General features: G+C 56.9%; 17 protein-coding genes. 13 read left to right on the forward strand and 4 right to left on the reverse strand.

Features of this window, described 5'->3' with window-relative positions; all coding sequences use genetic code 11:
- The first annotated feature begins 224 nt into the window (after positions 1-224).
- Together V0R60_RS07795 and V0R60_RS07800 are read left to right on the forward strand one after the other, a co-directional pair.
- Positions 225-704 (forward strand): ANTAR domain-containing protein, encoded by a 480-nt coding sequence (locus tag V0R60_RS07795; protein ID WP_330079344.1) that lies wholly within the window; start codon positions 225-227, stop codon positions 702-704.
- Between the two features lie 112 nt (positions 705-816).
- Entirely contained in the window at positions 817-2,127 is a 1,311-nt protein-coding gene (locus tag V0R60_RS07800) for an MFS transporter (protein WP_136477400.1), read from the forward strand.
- 75 nt (positions 2,128-2,202) lie between these two features.
- Here V0R60_RS07800 and V0R60_RS07805 read toward each other — a convergent pair whose 3' ends face one another.
- Complete coding sequence (locus V0R60_RS07805) at positions 2,203-3,867, reverse strand: electron transfer flavoprotein-ubiquinone oxidoreductase (protein WP_136477399.1); 1,665 nt, start codon at positions 3,865-3,867, stop codon at positions 2,203-2,205.
- 545 nt (positions 3,868-4,412) lie between these two features.
- Here V0R60_RS07805 and V0R60_RS07810 point away from each other — a divergent pair.
- The 9 genes from V0R60_RS07810 (at position 4,413) to V0R60_RS07850 (ending at position 11,381) form a co-directional block, all read left to right on the forward strand.
- The gene (locus V0R60_RS07810) at positions 4,413-5,162 is read left to right on the forward strand and encodes an electron transfer flavoprotein subunit beta/FixA family protein (RefSeq protein ID WP_136477398.1); all 750 of its coding nucleotides are present in this window, start codon (positions 4,413-4,415) and stop codon (positions 5,160-5,162) included.
- Positions 5,163-6,092, forward strand: coding sequence for an electron transfer flavoprotein subunit alpha/FixB family protein (locus V0R60_RS07815; RefSeq protein ID WP_136477397.1), 930 nt, complete (start codon positions 5,163-5,165; stop codon positions 6,090-6,092).
- Between the two features lie 115 nt (positions 6,093-6,207).
- The gene (locus tag V0R60_RS07820) at positions 6,208-7,032 is read left to right on the forward strand and encodes a substrate-binding periplasmic protein (RefSeq protein ID WP_168198487.1); all 825 of its coding nucleotides are present in this window, start codon (positions 6,208-6,210) and stop codon (positions 7,030-7,032) included.
- Between the two features lie 9 nt (positions 7,033-7,041).
- On the forward strand, positions 7,042-7,395 hold the full coding sequence (locus V0R60_RS07825) for a DUF4398 domain-containing protein (RefSeq protein WP_136477396.1): 354 nt from the start codon (positions 7,042-7,044) through the stop codon (positions 7,393-7,395).
- Between the two features lie 14 nt (positions 7,396-7,409).
- Positions 7,410-8,201, forward strand: coding sequence for an OmpA family protein (locus tag V0R60_RS07830; protein WP_136478998.1), 792 nt, complete (start codon positions 7,410-7,412; stop codon positions 8,199-8,201).
- Positions 8,202-8,400: 199 nt separating this feature from the next.
- Entirely contained in the window at positions 8,401-9,846 is a 1,446-nt protein-coding gene (locus V0R60_RS07835) for an aminotransferase-like domain-containing protein (protein WP_136477395.1), read from the forward strand.
- Positions 9,847-9,973: 127 nt separating this feature from the next.
- Complete coding sequence (locus V0R60_RS07840) at positions 9,974-10,360, forward strand: translation initiation factor 2 (protein ID WP_256658254.1); 387 nt, start codon at positions 9,974-9,976, stop codon at positions 10,358-10,360.
- A gap of 128 nt (positions 10,361-10,488) precedes the next feature.
- The gene (locus V0R60_RS07845; protein WP_136477393.1) at positions 10,489-10,743 is read left to right on the forward strand and encodes a YkgJ family cysteine cluster protein; all 255 of its coding nucleotides are present in this window, start codon (positions 10,489-10,491) and stop codon (positions 10,741-10,743) included.
- A 32-nt stretch (positions 10,744-10,775) separates the two neighbouring features.
- Positions 10,776-11,381, forward strand: coding sequence for an START domain-containing protein (locus V0R60_RS07850; RefSeq protein ID WP_136477392.1), 606 nt, complete (start codon positions 10,776-10,778; stop codon positions 11,379-11,381).
- Positions 11,382-11,437: 56 nt separating this feature from the next.
- Here the strand turns inward: V0R60_RS07850 and V0R60_RS07855 are convergent, their stop codons facing one another.
- The 3 genes from V0R60_RS07855 to gltA all read right to left on the reverse strand — a co-directional run bounded on the left by V0R60_RS07855 (position 11,438) and on the right by gltA (position 14,388).
- Entirely contained in the window at positions 11,438-12,073 is a 636-nt protein-coding gene (locus V0R60_RS07855; RefSeq protein ID WP_136477391.1) for a hypothetical protein, read from the reverse strand.
- A gap of 27 nt (positions 12,074-12,100) precedes the next feature.
- On the reverse strand, positions 12,101-12,862 hold the full coding sequence (locus V0R60_RS07860; protein ID WP_136477390.1) for a hypothetical protein: 762 nt from the start codon (positions 12,860-12,862) through the stop codon (positions 12,101-12,103).
- A 236-nt stretch (positions 12,863-13,098) separates the two neighbouring features.
- Positions 13,099-14,388 carry a citrate synthase gene (gene gltA / locus V0R60_RS07865; RefSeq protein WP_136477389.1) on the reverse strand — a complete coding sequence of 430 codons (1,290 nt, stop codon included), beginning with the start codon at positions 14,386-14,388 and terminating at the stop codon, positions 13,099-13,101.
- Positions 14,389-14,738: 350 nt separating this feature from the next.
- On the opposite strand from gltA, the gene sdhC reads away from it, so the two are divergent.
- Both sdhC and sdhD read left to right on the forward strand, forming a co-directional pair.
- A complete protein-coding gene (sdhC, locus tag V0R60_RS07870) occupies positions 14,739-15,125 on the forward strand; it encodes a succinate dehydrogenase, cytochrome b556 subunit (RefSeq protein WP_178084192.1) in 387 nt (128 codons plus the stop codon).
- Positions 15,119-15,487, forward strand: coding sequence for a succinate dehydrogenase, hydrophobic membrane anchor protein (gene sdhD / locus V0R60_RS07875; RefSeq protein WP_128324478.1), 369 nt, complete (start codon positions 15,119-15,121; stop codon positions 15,485-15,487). Before sdhC ends, sdhD begins: the two co-directional genes overlap by 7 nt.

Genomic DNA, 15,487 nt, shown 5'->3' on the forward strand with positions numbered 1-15,487 from the left:
AGGCACGACAGCAAGGCTTGGTTACGAATAATTATAATTTGTATTTGGGTTTAGTGCCATCACTCAAATTTCTCCCAGGCTGTCCTTGATTTATGCGGGTTTCCCTACAACTATCAATGAACACCTTGTGTCTGGCGAAGTGCCTGCCACCAGCCTGAAGTTGATTTATTGGCGCAGTACGGTCGAGGAGTGCCTTTAACGCTTATTTGCCTTGGTCAATGACGATGCCAGACAAATCCCTGCGGATACTGATTGCCGATGAGCATCCGATGCAATTGATGCAGTTGGAAAAAATGCTCAATGGCATGGGCTACTACCGCATAGCGCCTGTGGAGTCTTTCGAGGACTTGCAGCGATTGGTGCAGGGCGCGTTGCAACCATTCAATCTGCTGGTTGGCAATATCGACCTTGCCAGTCATGTCGGGGTCGATCTTGAGCGTTATTGCCAGGTTAATACGCAGATTCAGCACGCCTTGCTTTATGAGTCTCAGCACCTGAAGGTTCCGGCCATTCCCAGTGGTCAGCGCCAGTCGGTCAATGTCAGCCTGCCTAAAGTGCCAGACAACGAAACCATGCAAAGCTTCATGGCGATCATTGATATGCCCAGGGTGATCGGGCAGTTGCCGGGGGTCTATGAGCATGGAAACCATCGCGGCTATGAACCGCGACGGGCAAGCTTCGCGCATTCTATTTTCTCTCGCTGATCGATAGCCGTAGCCTCCGCCAGCACATCCCGATGGGGTGTTTTGCTATCCTCTTGCGTTTGCCCTCGCGCCAGCAAGCGTGCGGATGCCTATCGATTGACGGATTGCTTCTATGACAGCCACCTCGCCTGCGCCTGCGTTACGCCTGACGCGCAGTCATCACAAGACCCTGAGCCTGGCAGCATTGGGCGGTGCCCTGGAAATCTACGATTTCATCATTTTCGTGTTTTTCGCCCTGACCCTGAGCCAGTTGTTCTTCCCGCCAGAAATGCCGGAATGGCTACGTTTACTGCAGAGTTTCGGGATTTTCGTCACCGGCTATCTGGCGAGGCCGTTGGGCGGCATTCTCATGGCGCATTTTGCGGATCATCTGGGGCGCAAGAAGGTCTTCAGCTTGAGCATCCTGATGATGGCGTTGCCTTGCCTGCTGATCGGGGTGATGCCTACTTATGCCGATATCGGCTATTTCGCGCCGCTGATTCTGCTGGCACTGCGTATTTTCCAGGGCGCGGCAGTGGGTGGCGAAGTGCCAAGTGCCTGGGTGTTCGTTGCCGAGCACACTCCGGCCGGCCGCCGCGGCTATGCCTTGGGCTTCCTCCAGGCAGGGCTGACCTTCGGCTATCTGCTCGGTGCCTTGACTGCCACGCTGTTGGCGCAGATGTTTACCGCCCAAGAGATCCTCGATTACGCCTGGCGCTTTCCGTTTCTGTTGGGTGGGGTATTTGGCGTGATCGGGGTGTGGCTACGCCGCTGGTTGAGTGAAACCCCGGTTTTCCTGGCCATGCGCGACCGCCGTGAACAGCCGGTGGCCTTTCCGCTGCGTACGGTGTTGACTGAACACCGCCGTGCTTTGCTTCCTGCGGCGCTACTCACCTGCGTGCTGACATCGGCAGTGGTGGTGTTGGTGGTGATAACCCCGACCGTCATGCAGCAACGCTTTGGCATGAGCGCTGGTCATACCTTCGCCTTGAGCAGTATGGGGATTGTCTTTCTCAATATTGGCTGTGTATTGGCCGGGCTGCTGGTCGACCGCATCGGTGCATGGCGGGCACTGATGATCTACAGCCTGCTGCTGCCGCTGGGTATCGCGGCCTTGTATACCAGTCTGGTGAGTGGCTGGCAGTGGCCTGGGTTGGCCTACGCGGTAGCCGGTCTGGCTTGCGGGGTAGTGGGAGTGGTGCCTTCAGTGATGGTCGGGTTGTTTCCGGCGCCGATCCGCGTTTCGGGCATCTCCTTCACCTACAATATCGCCTATGCATTATGGGCCAGTACTACGCCGCTGATGCTTATAGCGCTGATGCCCTGGAGCCCCTGGGTATGCGTTGGGTTCAGTCTGATTATGGGCGCTGTGGGACTGCTCACGGCATGCTACTTTGCGACACGAGAAACATTGGACTACGAGGCAGACGCGGTGCGCTGCTGAGTAGGCGGGCGTAATACGCAGTCGGAAAAAAGCCCCCTGGCCGTAAGGCGAGGGGGCTTTTTGTTGGGTGCTGACTTACATGTTCGGGTAAGTCGGGCCACCAGCGCCTTCCGGCGTTACCCAGGTGATGTTCTGCGAAGGGTCCTTGATGTCACAGGTCTTGCAGTGCACGCAGTTCTGGGCGTTGATCTGGAAGCGTTTGTTGCCGTCTTCCTGGGTCACCACCTCGTACACACCTGCCGGGCAGTAGCGCTGGGCGGGTTCGTCGTAGAGCGGCAGGTTGGTGCCGATCGGAATTCCTGCGTCGGCCAGTTTCAGGTGGCACGGCTGCTCTTCTTCATGGTTGGTGCTGGAGAGGAACACCGAGCTGAGCTTGTCGAAGCTCAGCTTGCCGTCTGGCTTGGGATAGTCGATTTTCTTCGAATCGGCGGCAAGCTTCAGGCAGGCGTAGTCCGGCTTGGTGTCGTGCAGGGTGAACGGCAGCTTGCCACCGAACCAGTTCTGGTCGAGGTAGTTGAACGCAGCACCGAGCATTGGGCCGAACTTGTGCATTGCCGGGCCGAAGTTGCGGCTGGCGAACAGTTCTTCGTGCAGCCAGCTGGCTTTGAAAGCCTCGACGTAGCTGTTGAGCTGATCGCCACCTTCACTGCCCGCGAGCAATGCATCGGCCACCGCTTCAGCCGCCAGCATGCCGGATTTCATCGCAGTGTGGCTGCCTTTGATCTTGGCCACGTTCATGGTGCCCAGGTCGCAGCCGATCAGAGCGCCACCAGCGAAGACCATTTTCGGCAGCGAGTTCAGGCCGCCTTTGGCCAGGGCGCGAGCGCCGTAGCTGATGCGCTTGCCGCCTTCGAGGTACTGGCTGATCACTGGGTGGTGCTTGAGGCGTTGGAACTCGTCGAACGGCGACAGGTAGGCATTGCTGTAGGACAGGTCGACGATCAGACCGACTACTACCTGGTTGTTTTCCAGGTGATAGAGGAACGAACCACCGGTGTTCTCCTTGGCCATTACATCCAGCGGCCAGCCAGCGGTATGCACAACCAGGCCTTGCTCATGCTTGGCCGGATCGATTTCCCAGATTTCCTTCAGGCCGATGCCGTAGTGCTGCACGTCGGAGTCGCTGTCCAGGTTGAAACGCTTGATCAGTTGCTTGCCCAAGTGGCCGCGGCAGCCTTCGGCGAACAGGGTGTACTTGCCACGCAACTCCATGCCTGGGGTGTACAGGCCGTCTTTCGGATTGCCTTCACGGTCGACACCCAGGTCGCCCGTGATGATCCCGCGCACGACACCGTTTTCGTCGAACAGCGCTTCCTGGGCGGCGAAGCCTGGGTAGATTTCCACACCCAGGTTCTCGGCCTGCTGGGCCAGCCAGCGGCACAGGTTGCCCAGAGAAATGATGTAGTTACCTTCGTTGTGCATGGTCTTGGGCACGAACAGGTCAGGCACCTTGACCGAGCTGCCGGCATCCTTGAGCACGTAGATGTCGTCGCGTTTGACTTCGGTGTTGAGCGGGGCGCCGAGTTCTTTCCAGTCCGGGAACAGTTCGTTCAGGGCGCGTGGTTCGAACACCGCGCCGGAAAGGATGTGGGCACCGACTTCCGAGCCTTTCTCGACCACGCAGACGCTGATTTCGTTACCGGCTTCGGCGGCCTTCTGCTTCAGTCGGCAGGCGGCGGACAGGCCAGCCGGGCCAGCGCCGACAATGACCACGTCGAATTCCATGTATTCGCGTTCCACAGGTTCTCTCCTACTCAAGGCTCATCGGTTTTTCTTTGTTGACGGGTGTCAGGCGGTCATTATTCGGTACGCTTGAGCTGTAGCTCGAGTACTGACGGACTACACCGCTTTCTCTTGGCCGCGCATTATATCTACACCACTGGCGGGGTCCAATACAAACGTTTGTTTGAATTTGCCGCAGGCCAGTAAAATCAAAGACGCGCGGCGTGAATCTGGCCGGATTGCCGTATTGACCGGATTGGGCGTTACGGTCAAGATACGAGCGGTTTTGCGCTCGCCGTAGGCTGACCGCAGGATGCAGGTACACCCCTAAAAACCAGGCGAAAAGCAGGGCAGCAGGGCTTCGGCCCGCTTTGTAGTGGAGTTTACACGCCACGACAGAAAATGACCCATGGGTTTTGCTGCTACATGGTCGAATTGAGACTGCTGGGTCAGGGTTAAATTCTATCGGCTGCAATAGTTTTTAGAGGTGCCCTTGTACCCACGCGCAATCGCCGGGTTTGCCCCAGGCGACATTCTTTTCACCGGAGAGTAACGAGGAATCCATGAAGGTTCTTGTAGCTGTCAAACGAGTGGTCGACTATAACGTCAAGGTTCGCGTCAAGGCGGACAACTCCGGCGTCGACCTTGCTAACGTCAAGATGTCCATGAACCCCTTCTGCGAAATCGCCGTAGAAGAAGCCGTACGCCTGAAAGAAAAAGGCGTGGCGAGCGAGATCGTCGTCGTTACCGTCGGCCCTGCCACTGCCCAGGAGCAATTGCGTACTGCCCTGGCACTGGGTGCTGATCGTGCGGTGCTGGTCGAGTCGGCAGACGAGCTGACCTCGCTGGCCGTGGCCAAGCTGCTCAAGGCTGTCGTCGACAAGGAACAGCCTCAGCTGGTGATCCTTGGCAAGCAAGCCATCGACAGCGACAACAATCAGACCGGCCAGATGCTGGCTGCGCTGACTGGTTTCGCCCAGGGTACTTTCGCCTCCAAGGTTGAAGTCGCTGGCGACAAGGTCAACGTCACCCGTGAAATCGACGGCGGCCTGCAGACTGTAGCGCTGAGCCTGCCTGCGATCGTCACCACCGACCTGCGCCTGAACGAGCCGCGCTATGCGTCGCTGCCGAACATCATGAAGGCCAAGAAGAAGCCGCTGGAGACCGTTACTCCAGACGCGCTGGGCGTTTCCACCGCCTCCACCAACAAGACCCTGAAAGTCGAAGCGCCAGCTGCACGCAGCGCGGGTATCAAGGTCAAGTCGGTTGCTGAACTGGTCGAGAAACTGAAGAACGAGGCGAAGGTAATCTAAATGACTATCCTGGTTATCGCTGAACACGAAAACGGTGCCGTAGCCCCGGCCACTCTGAACACTGTTGCTGCCGCCGCGAAAATCGGTGGTGATATTCACGTACTGGTCGCAGGCCAGAACGTGGGTGGTGTTGCTGAAGCCGCCGCGAAAATCGCTGGTGTTGGCAAGGTGCTGGTCGCCGACAACGCCGCCTACGCCCATCAACTGCCAGAAAACGTCGCACCACTGGTCGCCGAATTGGGCAAGGGCTACAGTCACGTACTGGCGCCTGCCACCTCCAACGGCAAGAACATCCTGCCACGCGTCGCCGCGCTGCTGGACGTTGACCAGATTTCCGAGATCATCGCGGTTGAATCGGCCGACACTTTCAAGCGTCCGATCTATGCCGGTAACGCCATTGCCACCGTGCAATCGAACGCTGCGGTCAAAGTTATCACTGTGCGTGCCACCGGTTTCGACGCCGTTGCTGCTGAAGGTGGTTCGGCTGCGGTCGAGGCTGTTGCTGCTGCTCACGACGCTGGCAAGTCGGCGTTCGTTGGTGAAGAGCTGGCCAAGTCCGATCGTCCTGAACTGACTGCTGCCAAAATCGTCGTTTCCGGCGGTCGTGGCATGCAGAACGGCGACAATTTCAAGCATCTGTACGCACTGGCCGACAAGCTGGGCGCTGCAGTAGGTGCTTCGCGCGCCGCGGTCGACGCCGGTTTCGTACCGAACGACATGCAGGTCGGCCAGACCGGCAAGATCGTTGCGCCACAGCTGTACATCGCCGTCGGTATCTCCGGCGCGATCCAGCACCTGGCCGGCATGAAAGACTCCAAAGTGATCGTTGCGATCAACAAGGACGAAGAAGCGCCGATCTTCCAGGTTGCCGATTACGGCCTGGTCGCTGACCTGTTCGAAGCAGTACCTGAGCTGGAGAAGCTGGTTTAATCCAGCCGCTTCACTTATAAAAGAGCCCGATCCATTCGGGCTGTGCGAGCAAGCCTTGCACAGCCCGGTCGATCGGGCTTTTTAATTCAGGGTAAAAAGGGTAGGGAGTTGTTGCATGGGATGGCTTGGCCGAATGACCCCGGCGCTGATGGTCGCTGCGTTGCTGACGCCATTGCAGGTTTGGGCGGTAGGTAAATGCGAGCGTCTGGTGGCCACTGGCAGCCCGGATGCTCCGCCTTATTCATGGCGCGACCCGCAAGACCCCAAGCACCTGATCGGCGCTAACGTCGACCTTTTCAAGCAGGTCGCCAGGGAACTGGGCCTGAAGGTCGAGGTGCTCGACAGCGGTACGCGCAGTGATGCGCTGGAAGAGGTACGCAGTGGGCGCGTGGACCTGCTGATCGATTCGCCTTTCACGGTGGCCGAACTCACCGCTGTGGATTACATCCACCCTTCGTTGCTGAGCAACGAGTATGTGGTCTGGACTCGCCACGATTCGTCGGTTGTCTACGATACGTTGTCCGACCTGCAGCACTACCAGGGCAGTGTTTCGGAAAAAGCGCGCATGACCCCCGAGTTTTCATCCTATGCCAAGAGCCAACTGAAAATTGCGCCGGCGCAGAACCTGACCCAGGCGTTTCAGCAGTTGTTGCTGGGGCAGGTCGACTACGTATTGGCTGGACGCTACGCCGGTATGGCAATGGCCCAGAGTCTGGGCATGAGCAACGCGCTAATCGCTCGCGGTTTGCCTTTGGACCGACCCGGGCTTTATCTGGCGCTATCGCATAATTCCGCATGCAATGACGCCTGGTTGCGCGGACAACTGGCAAAAAAACTGACAGAATTGCCGGCCTCCGGCGTGTCCCAAACGGTACTGCAACGCAACGTCGAGCGCTGGAAGGCGCAGATGCAGGCACCGTTGGATGCCCCTAAACAGTAGGAAGATTGTGTGAGAATTCATTCACTATTTGCCGCCGTGGCGCTGCTGGCCCTGGCTGGATGCGCCAATGACCCGGCTCCTAATGAACAGTTGCGCCTCTCCGAGCAGGCGCTGGCGCAAGCCAAGGCTGTCGGTGCGACCGATGAGGTACCAGAGCTGAAGATGGCCGAAGACAAAATGGCCCGAGCTCAGGTCAACATGAGCAACGAATCCTATCGTGATGCGCGCATGCGCGCTGAACAGGCCGAACTCGATGCGCGCCTGGCCGAAGCACGGGTGTTGACCAGCAAGAGTAAAGAGCAGCTCGATCTGCTGCAGTCGCGGGTCAATCGCCTGCGTAAACAGTTGGGAGAGCAACCGTGACTGCAATCAAACCTATGGCAGCCTTGCTGCTGGTCGGACTTGTCGGCCTGCAAGGTTGCGCCAGCCAGCGCAGCGAGTCGGCACTCGACGAAGCGGCGGCCAAATTCCAGACGGTCAAGGACGACTCCGACGTGTTGCGCAGTGCGCCGCGTGATGTCATTCGCGCGGGTGAGTCGTTGGCGCGGGCAGATCGCTTGTCCAGTTATCTGGGAACGGGATCCGATGTTCGCCACTATGCTTACTTGAGCCAGCGCTACAGTGATATCGCGCGTGAGCACAGTAACCTGGTACTCAACCAGGAGCGCCTGGCCAAGCTTGAGCTGGAGCGTCAGCGCCTGCAGTTGGCGTTACGGGAGGCCAAGCTTGCCAGTGTACAGCAGCAGGGCAAGTGGCTGGAGGCGCAGATCGTCAGTCTGGCGACCACCCAGAGTGATCGCGGATTGGTCATGACACTGGGTGACGTGCTATTCGATACCGGTCGTGCGGAGTTGAAAAACTCGGCCAATCGCACCGTCCTCAAGCTGGTGCAGTTCCTGCAACTCAACCCTAAGCGCGTTGTGCGCATCGAAGGGTACACCGATAGCACCGGTGCTTCGGACGACAATCTCAAGTTGTCCCGTGACCGCGCGCAGGCTGTTGCGGATATGCTGGTCGATCTTGGGGTGGACGAGAAACGTATCCAGGTTGAAGGGTACGGCGATCAGTACCCGGTCGAGGCCAACGCTTCGGAGCGGGGCAGGGCGCAGAACCGTCGAGTGGAAATCGTTTTTTCCGACGAAAAGGGCAAGCTCGGCGCCGCGCGCTGAACCCCTTGAGAAACCCGGTGGGCTTTCCCTCACCGGGTTTTTTTGTGGGCGTTCGAAACGAACAGTGGGGCTGTCACGCAACTGTATTGTCGACTATTCTGCAATCTGTCCCAGTACACTTTGCAACTGTTACGGTATTCTGGCTTGATATTCGAGTCATACAACAATAACTACATCGCCTGCGTGTCGAGAACCGATCATGACCAACCTGCTGCTTTATCAGCGTATCGCCCAGCAACTGGCCGAAGACATTCGGCGTGGCGTCTATCAGCCGGGTGAGCGGGTGCCGTCAGTGCGAAAAATGAGTTCGCAGCTCAATGTCAGTCACGCCACGGTGCTGCAGGCATACGCCAACCTTGAGGATCAGGGGCTGATCCGTGCGCGCCCGCAGTCTGGTTATTACGTTCACCAGACCCCCGCATTGACTGCGCAGACCCCGGACATCGCTCGCGTAGAGCGACCCGGCCTGGTCACGCGCAGCAGCATCATTCAGCAAGTATTGGCTGAAGCGCGGCGCGACGGCGTGTTTCCCTTCGGTGCGGCGGTGCCTCACGTTGACTATTTGCCGGTGCGAGCGCTGCACCAGCAGTTGGCCAAGGTCACCCGGTTTCACAGCCCTCGGGCCTTCAGCTACATGTTCAGTCCTGGGTTCGAGCCCTTGCGCCGGCAGATCGCCATTCGTATGCGTGATGCGGGCGTGGTGGTCGACCCCAGTGAAGTGGTGGTTACTCACGGCTGTGTCGATGCGTTGCAGATGTCGCTTCGGGTGTTGACCAAGCCAGGTGACCTGATTGCTGCCGAATCGCCAACTTATTATGGGTTGTTGCAGCTGGCCGATCTTCTCGGGCTCAAGGTCATCGAAATTCCAAGTGATCCATCTACAGGGATCAGTTTGGAGGCCCTGCAGTTAGCGGCGAATCAATGGCCGGTCAAGGCGTTGGTGTTGACGTCCCGGTTGAGTAACCCGCTCGGCGGCACGATTCCTGAAGATCGGCAGAAACAGTTGCTGCGTTTGGCGTCGGACTTCGACATTCAGATCGTGGAAGACGACATTTACGGCGAACTCATGTTCGAGCAGGGCAAGACCAAGGCTCTCAAGGCGTTCGATCGCCTGGGCCGGGTGATCTATTGCTCAAGTTTTTCCAAGACGTTATCGCCTGGCGTGCGCATCGGCTGGATGATTGCCGGTAAGTACCAGGCCGAAATCCAGCGTTTGCAGACGTTCACAACACATTCCGCCTGCAGCGTTACCCAGATGGGTGTTGCTTCCTACCTGGAGAATGGTGGCTACGACCGACACTTGCGATATATCCGACAGGAGTACCGAAAAAACCTCAGTGCCTATCAGCTGGCGGTGCAGCAGCACTTTCCTGAAGGTACGCAGATGACCCGGCCGACAGGAGGTTTCATTCTGTGGGTCAGCCTGCCAGGCCGGGTTAATACCCAGGAGCTGCATGTGCGCGCGCTGCAGCAAGGCATCAGCATTGCACCTGGGTTGATTTTCAGTAATACCGAACAGTTCAACCACTGTATTCGCCTGAACTGCGGTATTCCCTGGAATCGTGAGGCGGAGCGAGCTCTGATGACCCTGGGTATGTTGGCCAGCCAGCTGTGTCAGGAGTCGGGTGCGGCCAATTATTTCTAGCTTGCCAGCCCTCTCGGGAGCGAGGAGCATATGCATATTTTGCGGACGATGTTCGGTAACTATGAAAGCCTTGACTCGGGTTGTCCTCCTTTGTCTGCTGGGGCTTATGCCTTGCGCCGGTGCTGTGATGGCCCAGACCTCACCTGCCGATGGGGTGACGAAGCACGCAAACACTGCAACTAAAGCCAAGCCTGCCCCGGTGACTAAAAAGCAGGTGAAGCCAGTCCACCATAAAGCTGCAAAAAAGGGCAAGGCAGCTCCAGCACCGCTGCCAGAGGCAAAACTCGATCTGCGATTACCGACTGAAATGGTCAAGGATCTCAAGCCGGTAACCCAGGATACGGTGACCACGCCCAAGCCACTTCTGCCGTACCTGTTTGGTGAAAAGCCGCCTTCAGACAGCCCGTTCCAGCTCAACGGCAGGCTGCTGAGTAACGAAATGCAGCTACAGTTGCGTAACGATGCCCGCCAGGATATCGAAGGCGCCGCGATCGAATTCGAGTTCCGCCAGTAGTTGCCGAACTGACTCGTTGGTCATGAGTGACGGCGTGATTTTTCATCTTGCCAGTAATTTCAAACGACCGTTTAAGCGGGTACTATCCGGGTTCATTCATCATTTGCTGTACCGAGGATTCTGTTTTCATGAACTGTCGTGAAGGATGTGGCGCTTGCTGCATCGCACCGTCCATCAGCTCTCCGATTCCGGGTATGCCCAAAGGCAAGCCGGCGGGGGAGCGCTGTCTGCATCTGTCCGTGATCAATCTTTGTGGGTTGTTTGGCAAGCCTGAGCGCCCCGCGGTATGTGGCGGTTTCAAGGCCGATGTGGATGTCTGCGGCAGTGATCGCGATGATGCGATAAGAATTCTTGGGTGGTTGGAGCAAGTGACGGCAGCTTGAAACGCAGGTCTTCGACAATAAGGAACAACACAATGGGATCGTTTAAGCGCATTGCAGTGATTTTCGGGTTGAGCGCTATGCTCGCGCCTATGGTTCAGGCCGAAGATTGGAAGGTGGCCAAGGACGAAGACGGCATCAAGGTCTCGCTGGGCGAAGTTGCCGGTTCCGAATACAAGGCGTATCGCGGCGTGACGCTGATCAAAGCGCCATTGGCAAAAATCAAAGCGCTGCAGGAAGACGTCGTAGGTGCTTGCGCCTGGATTCACGAGTGCAAGTCGCAAAAGCTGCTCAAGGCCGAGGGTGACCAGAGTTGGACCTACACGCAGTTCAACACCCCATGGCCGGTTACGCCGCGTGATTCCATTTTGCACGTCACCACCACCGAAGACGCCGATGGCAGCTTGACCCGTAAGCTCGAAGGGGTGCCCAAGTACCTGCCGGAAGAAAAGGGCTTCGTACGTGTAACCAAAGTCGAAGGCTTCTGGAAGTTGACACCTAAAGACGGCGGAACCGAGGTGACCTACCAGGTTCACACTGAGCCAGGTGGTAGCGTGCCTTCAATGGTTGCGAACAAATTCGTCGTGGATGCGCCTTTCAATACCTTGAAAGCGTTGAAGGCTAAAGCGGAAAGACCCTGAAACAAGGTAGTCCTGGCCCCATCTGGGGGCCAGGCGCGGGATTATGGCGAAGGCGTTTAGTCGATCCGTTCGATCTCCTGTGTGCGGTGGCTTCCCAGTTTGGTGATGACCTCGTTGCGTATCGATGAGTAGTCAGCTACAAGGGTCAAGGTGCTGCTGTTTACTCGAATGTACGCCGATTGATGGGGTGATGCGCTGTGTTTTTGGTTAAGCCAGTCGCCTGTAAAGACATCATCGTCATCGAAGCTCACGGTGTTGAGTAGTAGCTGATTGGTCGCAAGCGCTACGGCAACGCTTATTCGAGCTTCCGTCATGTGCGGGCGTTTCCTCAGGCAGTAAGGCTTAAGGGAGTCTTTGCATGCTTGTGATAGCTGCATAAGCGCTGCCTCCAGTTGTATGCCATCCGGTTTGTCCAGGGTCGCGGAGGCGACCGAGTTGAGGGAGAAAGGCGCTTTGGCAACCTCTGTGGTGCTCTCAGATCCAGTGACGATCCAGCCCAGCTGATTAATGGTTTTGTTAGCGATTTTTCGCCAAAGTTCAGGGGTGTCGAAGGGGTCGTACTGCTTGTTGGCGTAGAGTTGTGCGAGTAGGACACAGTCAAGCATGTCCCGCAGGTTTGTCGCGTTCGGGTTGGGTGGGGTGATAAATATCGTGCCTGCAACTCTGAACAGTCTAGCGGTGACCTCGTTCATGATGTCCCCTCGATAACCGGTGGGTCATCATAGTTTGATGTTTTCAAAGAAACTGTTGGAGCTTTCGCCCAGCGCTTTTTTGATCCCCGCCTCGACTTGCTGATAGTGCGAATAGTTCAGTGTCCACTCGTTGGCTACGTGTTGAAGATCAACTTCTTTCAGTGACCAATCCCAGAACAAAAAACTGCCGCTTGTGGTTGAGTGCTCGAAAACCATTGAGTGGTCATACATCACAACGTCATCATCGCGCTGCAAGCAGGGCAGAATGTCGAACGTGCCTGATTTGCCGCGGACCGAAGCCTTCTGCAATTTCAGCGAGAGCTCGTTGTCGCCCTTGAGCGTGCTGATTGCAGCATTGGTGATTTCCAGCAGCAGCGCTGCGTTGGGGCCGGCTGCCAATTGGATGAGTTCGAGAGCCACTGATTCCATGGTTACGTCGAGGTCGGCGCCATGATACTCAGTCAGTTTGTTGTCAGAGCCAATCCACCCTGCATGGCGTAAGGTCTCGATGTAAGTGTTATACCAGTCCATGCGCTCGGTCAGCATGTCGTGCTTGGCGTTGGCCGCGCGTTGTGCAATCTGGGTTGAGTATTTGACGACTTCTTTGTATTTGGTGTCGAGGTTGGATGTAAAGGTGATCAGTTTGTTGTCTTGGATGCCTGCGGCGCTGTCGACGGTATCTGCTTGTAATGGCGCTGCATTTCTAGTGCTCTGCAGTGCCGACCTGGTTAGGCGCGGCGCTGGCAGATGCAGTTGCTCCAGGTAGTTCAGGCTGGTTTGGATATCCATTTCTGCGTTCCTTATATCGAGGAGATTGAGTGCACGTTGACGTTGCGCGGGACAATGCTCTCGATTTGGCGAAAAGGCCGGCAGCTGGAACGCTTTCCGTGATCGAATAAGAATGAATTAATCGGTACAGTTGCCAAAAATCTACGGGCACTTCGAAACTGTGTTTCATTGATGAAAAAATCAAGCACATAAAAAAGGCTGCCCAAGGGCAGCCTTTTTCGTGTTCGGCGCGAGGCTTACTTACGGTCTTCCAGCTTGACGATGTCGCGTTGCTCGTAGCCGGTGTACAGCTGGCGAGGACGGCCAATCTTGTACGGGCTGGAGAGCATTTCTTTCCAGTGCGAGATCCAGCCGACGGTGCGCGCCAGGGCGAAGATCACGGTGAACATGCTGGTCGGAATGCCGATTGCCTTGAGGATGATCCCCGAGTAGAAGTCGACGTTCGGGTACAGCGAGCGTTCGATGAAGTAAGGATCGGTCAGGGCGATCTCTTCCAGGCGCATGGCCAGTTCCAGCTGCGGATCGTTCTTGATGCCCAGCTCGCGCAGAACTTCGTCGCAGGTCTGCTTCATCACGGTGGCACGTGGGTCGCGGTTTTTGTAAACGCGATGACCGAAGCCCATCAACTTGAACGGATCGTTCTTGTCCTTGGCCTTGGCGATGAATGTGTCGATGTTCGAGACATCGCCGATTTCATCGAGCATGGTCAGTACTGCTTCGTTGGCACCGCCGTGAGCGGGGCCCCAGAGAGCAGCGATGCCGGCAGCGATACAGGCGAACGGGTTGGCACCCGAGGAGCCGGCGAGGCGCACGGTGGACGTCGAGGCATTCTGTTCGTGGTCGGCGTGGAGGATGAAAATCTTGTCCATCGCCTTGGCCAGCACCGGGCTGATCGGTTTGATCTCGCACGGGGTGTTGAACATCATGTGCAGGAAGTTTTCTGCGTACGACAGGTCGTTGCGCGGGTACATCATGGGTTGGCCCATGGAGTACTTGTAGACCATCGCTGCCAGGGTCGGCATCTTGGCGACCAGGCGAACCGCGGAAATTTCGCGATGCTGCGGGTTATTGATGTCCAGCGAGTCATGGTAGAACGCCGAAAGTGCGCCAACCACGCCGCACATGACGGCCATTGGGTGAGCGTCGCGGCGAAAGCCGTTGAAGAAGGACTTCAATTGCTCGTGCACCATGGTGTGATTTTTCACGGTGCTGACGAACTGGGCCTTCTGCTCGGCATTCGGCAGTTCGCCGTTGAGCAGCAGGTAACAGGTCTCGAGGTAATCGGATTGTTCGGCGAGTTGCTCGATTGGATAGCCGCGATGCAGCAGGATACCCTTGTCGCCGTCGATATAAGTGATCTTCGACTCGCAGGACGCGGTCGCCATGAAACCAGGGTCGAAAGTGAAGTGACCCGTGGCCCCCAACCCTCTAACGTCGATAACATCGGGACCAACGGTGCCGGTTAAAATGGGCAGCTCGACGGGGGCTGCGCCCTCGATGACCAACTGCGCTTTTTTGTCAGCCATGTGGCCTCCTATTAATGCTTGAAATCATCAGACAGACCCCCCACGCAGGGCCCGCACCACTATAGTGAGATAAATTCGAATGTCAATTTGCCTAAAGCACGGTTGTAATGGGGCTTTGGCGTGGTTTTTCCTCGAAATTGCCGCCCGTTTACGCCTTTTATCAGCTAAAGGCAATGCGCTATTTGGGCTAGGGGCTTGCGTTGTCATTAGTAGCCTAACTGTCTATAATCGGCACCCGACCGCCAGGGGCTTGCAAGCCCGTGTTGCTGGGGTCGTCACTCCCTGGGTGGTGGGTACCTGACCAGTACACTTACCAACAACTTTGCCCTGCTTGCTAGGGGCTCTTCAGTGTGAAAAAAGCCGTGAAAAGCCAACGACCTGTAAACCTAGACCTAAGGACCATCAAACTCCCCATTACCGGCGTTACGTCATTTCTTCACCGTGTTTCCGGCATCATCCTCTTCCTGGGCTTGGCCATCATGCTTTATGCATTGGATCAATCTCTGGCTTCCGAGGAAGGTTTTGCCGAGGTGAAGGCGTGCTTGACCAGTCCGCTGGCCAAATTCGTTGCATGGGGCCTCCTGTCCGCTTTGCTGTATCACTTGGTAGCCGGTGTGCGCCACTTGATCATGGACATGGGCATCGGTGAAACGCTGGAAGGCGGAAGACTGGGCTCGAAAATCATCATCGCCATTTCCGTGGTGCTGATCGTGCTGGCAGGAGTTTGGATATGGTAACCAACGTCACGAACCTCTCGCGTTCGGGCCTCTATGACTGGATGGCGCAGCGTGTTTCTGCGGTCGTTCTCGCGGCTTATTTCATTTTCCTGATCGGATACCTCGCCGCGCACCCGGGCATCGACTATGCCCAGTGGCACGGTCTGTTCTCCAACAACGCGATGCGTATTTTCAGTCTGCTGGCCCTCGTTGCCCTGGGCGCTCACGCCTGGGTCGGCATGTGGACCATTGCTACCGACTACCTGACGCCGATGGCGCTGGGCAAGTCGGCGACTGCTGTACGTTTCCTGTTCCAGGCGGTATGTGGTGTCGCGATGTTTGCGTACTTCGTCTGGGGTGTGCAGATTCTCTGGGGTATCTGA

The sequence above is a fragment of the Pseudomonas auratipiscis genome, assembly GCF_036324085.1.
Lineage (GTDB): Bacteria > Pseudomonadota > Gammaproteobacteria > Pseudomonadales > Pseudomonadaceae > Aquipseudomonas > Aquipseudomonas auratipiscis.

Coding starts and splice junctions, on each gene's coding strand:
- V0R60_RS07840 (WP_256658254.1), top strand. CDS start 9,974: ATGGCCCAGACCTCACCTGCCGATGGGGTGACGAAGCACGCAAACACT.
- V0R60_RS07795 (WP_330079344.1), top strand. CDS start 225: ATGCCAGACAAATCCCTGCGGATACTGATTGCCGATGAGCATCCGATG.
- V0R60_RS07845 (WP_136477393.1), top strand. CDS start 10,489: ATGAACTGTCGTGAAGGATGTGGCGCTTGCTGCATCGCACCGTCCATC.
- V0R60_RS07830 (WP_136478998.1), top strand. CDS start 7,410: ATGGCAGCCTTGCTGCTGGTCGGACTTGTCGGCCTGCAAGGTTGCGCC.
- V0R60_RS07815 (WP_136477397.1), top strand. CDS start 5,163: ATGACTATCCTGGTTATCGCTGAACACGAAAACGGTGCCGTAGCCCCG.
- V0R60_RS07855 (WP_136477391.1), bottom strand. CDS start 12,073: ATGAACGAGGTCACCGCTAGACTGTTCAGAGTTGCAGGCACGATATTT.
- V0R60_RS07850 (WP_136477392.1), top strand. CDS start 10,776: ATGGGATCGTTTAAGCGCATTGCAGTGATTTTCGGGTTGAGCGCTATG.
- V0R60_RS07835 (WP_136477395.1), top strand. CDS start 8,401: ATGACCAACCTGCTGCTTTATCAGCGTATCGCCCAGCAACTGGCCGAA.
- V0R60_RS07810 (WP_136477398.1), top strand. CDS start 4,413: ATGAAGGTTCTTGTAGCTGTCAAACGAGTGGTCGACTATAACGTCAAG.
- sdhD (WP_128324478.1), top strand. CDS start 15,119: ATGGTAACCAACGTCACGAACCTCTCGCGTTCGGGCCTCTATGACTGG.
- V0R60_RS07860 (WP_136477390.1), bottom strand. CDS start 12,862: ATGGATATCCAAACCAGCCTGAACTACCTGGAGCAACTGCATCTGCCA.
- gltA (WP_136477389.1), bottom strand. CDS start 14,388: ATGGCTGACAAAAAAGCGCAGTTGGTCATCGAGGGCGCAGCCCCCGTC.
- V0R60_RS07800 (WP_136477400.1), top strand. CDS start 817: ATGACAGCCACCTCGCCTGCGCCTGCGTTACGCCTGACGCGCAGTCAT.
- V0R60_RS07820 (WP_168198487.1), top strand. CDS start 6,208: ATGGGATGGCTTGGCCGAATGACCCCGGCGCTGATGGTCGCTGCGTTG.